This is a genomic window from Clostridium sp. CM042 (assembly GCF_055080995.1).
This window is the reverse complement of record NZ_JBSJES010000002.1, coordinates 43,365-52,094: the sequence shown is the minus strand read 5'-3', so window position 1 is coordinate 52,094 and position 8,730 is coordinate 43,365. Positions and strand designations below refer to the sequence as shown.

The 8,730-nt window shown below is 31.0% G+C and carries 7 protein-coding genes; 4 read left to right on the top strand and 3 right to left on the bottom strand.

What is annotated here, in order from left to right; genetic code table 11:
- Positions 1 to 451 precede the first annotated feature (451 nt).
- From ACWJJ7_RS18520 to ACWJJ7_RS18510, 3 genes are all read left to right on the top strand, one after another.
- Positions 452 to 1,219, top strand: coding sequence for a MerR family transcriptional regulator (locus ACWJJ7_RS18520; protein WP_462965082.1), 768 nt, complete (start codon positions 452 to 454; stop codon positions 1,217 to 1,219).
- Positions 1,220 to 1,592: 373 nt separating this feature from the next.
- Positions 1,593 to 1,931, top strand: a complete 339-nt coding sequence (locus ACWJJ7_RS18515) for a PadR family transcriptional regulator (protein ID WP_462965081.1) — start codon at positions 1,593 to 1,595, stop codon at positions 1,929 to 1,931.
- Between the two features lies 1 nt (position 1,932).
- Positions 1,933 to 2,469: a DUF2812 domain-containing protein gene (locus ACWJJ7_RS18510; protein ID WP_462965080.1), complete on the top strand. Its 537-nt coding sequence runs from the start codon at positions 1,933 to 1,935 to the stop codon at positions 2,467 to 2,469.
- Between the two features lie 272 nt (positions 2,470 to 2,741).
- Here ACWJJ7_RS18510 and ACWJJ7_RS18505 read toward each other — a convergent pair whose 3' ends face one another.
- From ACWJJ7_RS18505 to ACWJJ7_RS18495, 3 genes are all read right to left on the bottom strand, one after another.
- Positions 2,742 to 3,302 (bottom strand): DapH/DapD/GlmU-related protein, encoded by a 561-nt coding sequence (locus ACWJJ7_RS18505; protein ID WP_462965079.1) that lies wholly within the window; start codon positions 3,300 to 3,302, stop codon positions 2,742 to 2,744.
- A 544-nt stretch (positions 3,303 to 3,846) separates the two neighbouring features.
- Positions 3,847 to 6,813 carry a Tn3 family transposase gene (locus ACWJJ7_RS18500; protein ID WP_462965078.1) on the bottom strand — a complete coding sequence of 989 codons (2,967 nt, stop codon included), beginning with the start codon at positions 6,811 to 6,813 and terminating at the stop codon, positions 3,847 to 3,849.
- A gap of 32 nt (positions 6,814 to 6,845) precedes the next feature.
- A complete protein-coding gene (locus ACWJJ7_RS18495; protein WP_462965111.1) occupies positions 6,846 to 7,130 on the bottom strand; it encodes a helix-turn-helix domain-containing protein in 285 nt (94 codons plus the stop codon).
- Positions 7,131 to 7,224: 94 nt separating this feature from the next.
- Here ACWJJ7_RS18495 and istA point away from each other — a divergent pair, with 94 nt between their 5' ends.
- Positions 7,225 to 8,655 carry an IS21 family transposase gene (gene istA / locus ACWJJ7_RS18490; RefSeq protein ID WP_462965077.1) on the top strand — a complete coding sequence of 477 codons (1,431 nt, stop codon included), beginning with the start codon at positions 7,225 to 7,227 and terminating at the stop codon, positions 8,653 to 8,655.
- The last annotated feature ends 75 nt before the right edge of the window (positions 8,656 to 8,730 follow it).

Below are 8,730 nucleotides of genomic sequence, written 5' to 3'. Positions count from 1 at the left end.
TTACATTCGCACATAATAATTTAAAACCTTAAATTTATAAGAACAATTTGATTTATCATTTACAAATCAAAATAATTACATTTATGTAACTATAATTCCCTTAACGTACGAAATATCATTTTTGCTGACGATACCCCATCAATAAAAGTTTATAGGAAGTGTGCATTATAATAAAGAAGTATCTTAGTCAAATAGGATACTTCTTTCTATTTTATTTAAATAAAAATTAAATTAATATTATTAGTACTTGTCTGCCACCGCTTTTAGCGGTTTAGTTCAAATATATATTTCACGACATAATTTATTTTATGTTTAATCTACATTTAAATAGTATAATCTAGTAATTATTTTGTCCGGTTTGCACTCTTATTAAAGTTTAAAAATATTTTCAAAGACTATTGACATTGACGCTACGTAAATGTGTACAATAATCTTGTAAGGAGGTGAGCAGATGGAATACACAGTGCAAAAACTAGGCAATTTAGCAGGTGTAAGCACTAGAACACTCAGATATTATGATGAAATTGGAATTCTTAAGCCAGCAAGAATAAATTCTTCAGGATATCGAATTTATGGTGAAAAAGAAGTTAATATGTTACAGCAAATACTCTTTTTTAGAGAGCTAGACGTAAGTTTAGATAGTATAAAGGAAATATTAACTAATCCTTCTTTTAATAAAGCTAATGCACTTAGAGAACATCGTGTAAAGCTCCTTAAAAAAAGAAATCAATTGGATACTTTAATATCAAATTTAGATAAAACAATATCAATAACTGGAGGGGAAATTAAAATGAGTGATAAAGAAAAATTTGAAGGCTTTAAGAAAAACATGATTGACAATAATGAGAAAAAGTATGGTAAAGAAATAAGAGAAAAGTATGGCAAGGATACAATTGAAAAATCAAATGAAAAGGTTATGAACATGACCGAGGAACAATATGATGAGGTGACAAAGTTAGCAAAACAGGTTACAACTAGCCTTGCAAAAGCTTTTGAAAATGGAGACCCATCTAGTGATATAGCTCAAAAAACAGCTGATTTACACAAAAAGTGGCTTCTTTATTATTGGAGTGATTATAGCAAAGAGGCACACGCAGGGATTGCTCAAACGTATGTCGATGATAAAAGATTCACAGCATACTATGATAAAGATCAACCTGGTACAGCAGCTTTTTTAAGAGATGCAATTTTGATTTACACAGGTATGAAAAAGCAATAAAAAATTCAAGGGTTTAACTTGAATTTTCAAACTAAATAAAATAATTGTGATAAAGGGAGTAACGCAGTTGTTATTTCCTTTATTTACTATAATCTATAGGTAATTGGATATGAACAAATATAAGAAGGGCATTCAACATAATATATAATTATCTTGAATGCTCTTTGATCGTTTAGTATAAAGTTATACAAAAATTACGAAATAAATTCTTAAGTATGTATACAATTGTATACTTAAATGTACTGTTTGTTTTTACACTATAGTGGATTTATGTAAAATTTGGCAATACTTAAATTTCGATTGACAACTATATCATTAAATGATATGTTATTAAATAACATATCGTTTAATGATACGTGTAAGGAGGGGTAAAATGGGAAGAAATGATTTGTTAGAAATGGGAGAGCTTACAGATACTTCTTACTATATCCTATTATCTTTGATAAAGAAAAAACATGGATATCTTATTATGAAAACAATTGAGGACTTGACTGATGGTAGTTTTTTAATAGGACCGGCTTCTTTGTATACCAGTATAAAAAAGCTTTTATCAGCAGCGTTGATTGAACTTGTCGATACTGAAAATAAAAACCGGAAAACGTATATTACAACAAAAAAAGGAATTGAATTCTTAAAAAGAGAAATTCAGCGAAGACGCAAAATGATAATAATTGCTGAGAAAATATTTAAAGATAAAGGAGAGATATATTAAAATGAGGAAAACAAAGTATGTTGGCTCTAATGGATTAGCTTTTTCAGAAGATGTGGAAATGACCATGTTATCAGCATATGCAAAGAAAGGTTGGCTCTTATATAAATTTGGATTTTTAGGATATAAATCAAAAAAAAGTAAACCACAAGATATACAGTATTCTCTTGATTATACAAATGAAGCTGATGAGGAGTACTATTCCTATTTTGAAGCAGCTGGGTGGTTGCATGTTTGCTCTATTGGAAATAAAATTCATATATTCAGTGCCCCTGAAGGAATAAAACCTATTTATACTGATAAAACAACTAATATAGAAAAATATGAAAATCAATACAGTCAATTGGGGAAAGTTGCATTACCTTCATTAATATTATTCGTTTTATTCTTTTCTCTTAGTATGCTGGCCAAATACTCTTATATACCTAGAACTGTAGGAAATATTAGCATAATATTAATGATAATATCTTTAGTTCCCACTATTTTCTCTGGATTGCCATGCATGTCACATTATTTTAGAGTGAAGAAACTTAAAAAATAATCAAAAAATAAATTATGTCGTGAAATGGAAATTTTCACGACATTTTGTAAACCCCTATAACTAGCCTATACCCTCATTTTTGATTCTATGTGTGACAGTATATACTATTTTGACTGCATAAAAGGTATCTAATTGAGAAAATACCCCCCTTTTATGCATTATTTACTCATTTCTATAGTATATAAACTTCTTAGTATTTAACATATTATTACTCATCAATATAATTAAAAAGAACTGCAAACCGACAGTTCTTCACTCAAAATTTATTTTACTTATATATTTTTAATAAACTTAGCTGGAACTCCAGCATACACTGTATTACTAGGTACATCTTTAGTTACAACCGAGCCTGCTCCAATAACAGAATTTTCTCCAATTGTCACCCCCGGACAAATTGTCACTCCTGCTCCAAGCCATGCATTACGTTTAATTTTTACGCTCTTAAGAATAACACCACGTCTATTTTTAGAATCTAGTGGGTGATTAACTGATAATATTTTTACGTCAGGTCCAATAAGAACATTATCTTCTAATTCAATACCACCTAAATCAACAAACATACACGATTTATTAATAAATATGCCCTTACCTAATCTAATATTAGATCCAAAATCTGTATTAAATGGTGTTAATACTTGTACAGAACTATCAAGTTTACTACCAGTAATTTTTGATAAAATATTTCTGACTTCTTGAGGTGTTTTATATCCTGTATTTAATTCAGATGTTAACTTTAAAGTATTCTCAAGTATTTCATTAATTTCAGTAAATATTGGGTCTTCATTTGAAATAAACTCACTTGTTTGTATCTTCTCTAATAACTCTTTATTCATTGTATCCTCCTAAAAAATTCACTTTGTTGATTATTTTAACTAATCAATCCTTTTACATTCAAAACATAAATTTATTATATATCTTAGAGTTAACTCTAAGTCAAGTACTTTTATCATTAGTTTAGTAGAAATCTGTAGTAGATATCGACCCTTCCACACCAATATTAATATATTAAAGCTTTCTTATTATATAAATAAATGTTATATGGTATGGTAGTATATTTACAACCTAGGCTAACACCCTTAATATTTGCTATTCTATTTTAGAATTTCTTAAGGAAAATTATTTAGTTAAATTTAACTTGATTGCTTAACAACCCATATGAATCAACGTTTTACTCAATAAACTGAATGTACATAACAATTAGGGTTAGCGCTAATATTTTCGATGAAATCCATGTTAAGGAATTGTTAGATCTAACCCAATATAATCCGTCGCAGTCAAAGGCTAGGCCACATCGGGGTAGCGCCAACATTTCCGACAAAACCCACGCTAAGGAATTAAATGGATAAAAAGTTGACTTTTTACCCACTCTAAGCCATTTTATGGATTATTAATATTCAACGGTCTCAATTCATCCGATTCAAGAACATTTTTAACATCAAAATTATATTCGCCAAGTAGATTAATGTGTTCCCATCCTAATGGGGATATATGTTTAAGTAAACTTTCATCAAAAGTATAATTCTGTTTTAAATGCTCTATAGCCTTTTGTAAATAAGTTGTATTCCAAATGCTTATCGCATTAATTAAAATATTAAGAGCACTTGCTCTTTGAAGCTGATCCTGTAACTCTCTTTCTCTAAATTCTCCGCGCTTACCAAAGAATATAGCTCTAGCAAATGCATTCATAGCTTCTCCTTTGTTAAGTCCTCTCTGAATACGCCTTCTAAGTGATTTATTAGTTATATAGTCTAATATGAAAATAGTTTTTTCAATTCTTCCCATTTCTCGTAATGAAGTGGCTAAAGCATTTTGCCTTGAATAAGAACCTATTTTGCCCATTATGAGGGAACCTGTTACATTTCCTTCTCTTATAGAGTGTGTCATTCTTAACACGTCGTCAAAGTTTTCATCAATTATCTTAGTATTTATCCGACCATTCAAAATACTCTCAATTTTAGGATACTCACTAGCCTTTCCAGTACAATATAGTTTAATCTCCGATATATCCCTAATTCTAGGTGCAAAACGAAAGCCTAGCAAATGGCTTAATCCAAATACCTGGTCAGTGTAACCGGCAGTATCTGTATAATGTTCCTCAATATTCAAATCTGTTTCGTGATAAAGAAGTCCATCAATAACATGTACTGCATCCCTGGCATTAGTATTTATAACCTTAGTGTAAAAAGTTGAAAATTGGTCACTTACAAATCTATACATGGTAGTACCTTTGCCAGTTCCATAATGAGGATTAGTGTCAGCATGCAAAGAAGATACTCCAACCTGAACACGCATACCATCACTGGATGAAGTGCTACCATCACCCCAAAAGGCTGATAAAAATAATTTATGATGGTAATTAACAAGTGTGGATTGTGCTTTTTTCATAGCGTCATCATATAATCTCCATTGTGCTGTATTTGCCATTTGCCTATAAGATATACCAGGAGTTGAATCAGCCATTTTTGACAACCCTATATTAGTCCCCATAGCCATAAGAGCTGCCATTAGGATGGTTTTTTCTTCACCTTTAGCCATATGTCCACTTGAAGCATGAATAAAATTTTTATCGAAGTCTGTCCACTTTGACACTTCCAAAAGTAGATCAGGAAGTTTAATTCTAGGCATCATTTTATATAGCTTTTGACTTAAAAGAATAGCTTCAGGAGGAGTACTCTTTTCTAATTTATCAATATGTATCTTAGAATTTTCAATTGCTACACCCTCTAATGTATCAATATTTTCTGAGAACCACTTTAATCTACTGTCCAACGATTCAATTCTTTCTTGTAGGTATTCTCTAACATCTAGGTTTACTGCAAGTCTTGTACCTGCTTTTTTAACAGTGTTCCATTCATCATGTGATATAAGATATTCTTCAAAGTCTTTGAAATTCTTACTTCCTTCAACAGAAACATCTCCGGAACGTATTCTATTTTTAAGTTCACTAAGTGTTGCTATTTCATAATAGTGGCGGTTTATTGAACCATCTTTTTCATATAAACATTTATTCCAACGTTTAGATATAAAATTTGTTGGAGCATCTTCAGGAACTTTTCGGCTTCCATTTTCATTCATATTATTTAATATATTTACAGCTTCAATTAAGGGTTTTGATGCGGTATTGGTTGAATTAAACTTTAGATACTTAACTAAAATAGGTGTGTATTTACGAAGCTGATTATATCTACTGTCCAACAAATCAAGATAATCATAGCTTACGGGTCTTGCTAATTTTTTAGCTTCCTCAACAGAGGCTACAAGCCTACTCCATGGCATTACAGATTCTAGTGTTTCAAATGGGTCTAAATTCTCATCCCTTGCCTTTATCAAGGCAGCTCCAATATCTATATAGTGAACAATCTTTTCATTCAATGACTTACCATTTTGTTTTTGTAGCTCCTCTTGCTTCTTACGTCCTTTAGACAATAGAACATTTATCTGTCTATCATGTATCTCAATTGCCTTATCTATAAGGTTTTGACTTAATTCATATAAATACAAAGCCAATATTGCATATCTTTTTTTATCTTCAAATCTTCTTAATGAAAATGGTTCGTATTTAGACCCTAACCTAGATAATTGGCGAATTCGATTTGGATGCAAACCCACAATATTTAGTTCAAGTTGCAAGCTTCTTATCAATTCTAGTCTTTCTATTACCTCTGCAAATGCTTTTGGTGATGAATGTCCTTGATCTTCTTTCAACCAACCAAGTTTTGTCTTTGTATCCTCATTTTGAGCATTTATAAGCATATCCAGTGTATACTTCTGCTCACTTGTAATACTATTATTTACAATTTCAATAAATTCTTCATCAGCCTTTGATATCACTTCACTCACGACTTTTTCAATGGTAGTAATACCTGGTAGTATTATCTTTTGTATTTTAATTTCGTTGATTGCTAATTTCATGAGATTTATTACATTATCATTTTCAATTGCATAAGGTAGCAACGTTTGTTTTAGAGATTGATTATGTTGTTCAGTATAGGTTTTTAATCCATATATTTCTCTAATCTCCTGTAAATGTTCTAACCTCGTATTCTCCCTTTGAGCATATAATACAAGTTCTTTTGGACTAACTTGTATTTGCTTAGCAATGTAATTTAAAACACTTTCTGGAATATTATTTATACTGATCAAAGACCACCCTGGATTACGCAGTAAGGCTACTTGAACAGCGAATCCAAGACGGTTATAATCTCTTCTATGTTTATTAATAATGCCAATGTCATAGGCCGAAAAAGTATAATATTTTACAATTTCATATTCACTAATATTTTGTGGTATTTGAGTAAATTCAAGTCTTTGATCCTCAGTCAGTAAAATTTCTGCTGCTGCCACTACATATCAACTCCTTGGTTTAATTACTAGAATTATTTATTGTTATTAATATATCTGTAAAGAGTAGTTTTGCTGACGCTGGTTGCTTTTGTAATTTCAGAAATGCTGTAGTTCTTGCTATTATACATTCTAACTGCTAGCTTAATCTCTTTCTCATTTGTCTTTGGACGTCCACCTTTTTTTCCTCTTGCACGCGCTGCATTAAGACCTTCTATTGTTCTTTGGGATATAAGATCTCGTTCAAACTGACTAATACCTGCAAAGATAGTAAACATCAGTTTTCCTTGAGCTGTTGTAGTATCAACCCAAGTGTATATGTTAATCTAAAACTACCCCACAATTCTAATTGAAATATCCCCCACCTTACAGTAAACTTTCTTATGAGAGGCATCATAAGAGGGGGAAATGGAGATGATTAAATTGAGTGAAAAACAACACATCATAATATCGGCACATCTAAACGGAAAGTCTCAAAGGTCCATAGCTAGAGAGACTGGAATTGATAGAAAAACTATTAGTAAATATGTTAAAGAATACGAAGTGGCAAGACAAGAAATTTTGAATTTTAATGGAGGAATTGATGATATAAGAGAACTTCAGGACAGTATTGTTGAGAAACCTAAATACTATTGCATAAATAGAAAAAAGAAAAAATTAACCGAAGAAATTATAAATAAGATAAAGGGGTATATTGAAGAAAACCAGCAAAAACGGCATGCCGGGAGGCATAAGCAGCAAAAAAAGAAAATTGATATATATGAAGCGTTAAAAGAAGACGATTACGATATAAGTTATCCAACTGTGAGTAACTATATAAATAAATTACTTGAGAATGGAGCCGAGGCATTTATAAAATCAGAATATGAGCTTGGGGATATTTGTGAATTTGATTGGGGGGAAGTAAAGTTAACTATTAATGCTCTGGATAGAACATTTCAAATGGCTGTATTTACATCTGCAAAAGGGAATTATAGATATGCACAGTTATTTGCTAAACAAAATTCAGAGTGTTTTCAAGAAGCTCATGCTTTGTTTTTTGAACATATAGGACAAGTATATAGAACAATCGTTTATGATAACATGAGAGTTGCAGTTAAAAAATTTGTAGGACCTACTGAGAAAGAACCTACGGATGCATTGCTTAAAATGTCCATGTATTATGGCTTTGACTTTAGGTTTTGCAATACTCGAGCTGGAAATGAAAAAGGTCATGTCGAGCGAAGTGTAGAGGTAGTACGACGTAAGTCTTTTTGTAAAAATGATAGTTTTAAATCATTAGAAGAAGCTAATAAATATCTGATGGAAACATGCGATAAATTGAATAGCCAACCACAAAAAATAAAAAATATGAAAACTGCAAAAGAAATTCTTAATGAGGAAAGACAACATATGGGGCCTTATATTGCAAAACTTGACACTGCTAGGATAGAAGAACCTAGAGTGGATAAATATTCGACATTCTCAGTGAATACCTGTCGGTATTCTGTACCTGATATGTATGTTGGAAAAAGAATATTCATAAAAATATATTCCAATGACATTGTTTGCTTTAGTGAGGGTAAAAAAATAGCTTCCCATGAAAAGAAGTTAGGATTTCATGAATGGTCTATTAAGCTTGAACATTATCTTAATACCTTTAAAAGAAAGCCAGGATCATTAGCTTCAAGCACTGCAATGCTACAAGCAGACCCTAGGATTCAAAACATCTATGATACCTATTATAACAAAAAAGAGAAAGATTTTATAGAATTACTTTTATTTATAGGTAAAAGTAATATCTCTAAGGTCCTAAATGCAATAAATTTATCCTGTAAATTATCAGAATATCCTAATAATGGGTAAGTTTCTGTTGCATATTATTAGTTTTTCGTTGTAAACACGCCAGTTAGTGCCCCTAATACCAATGTCCCATTGAAA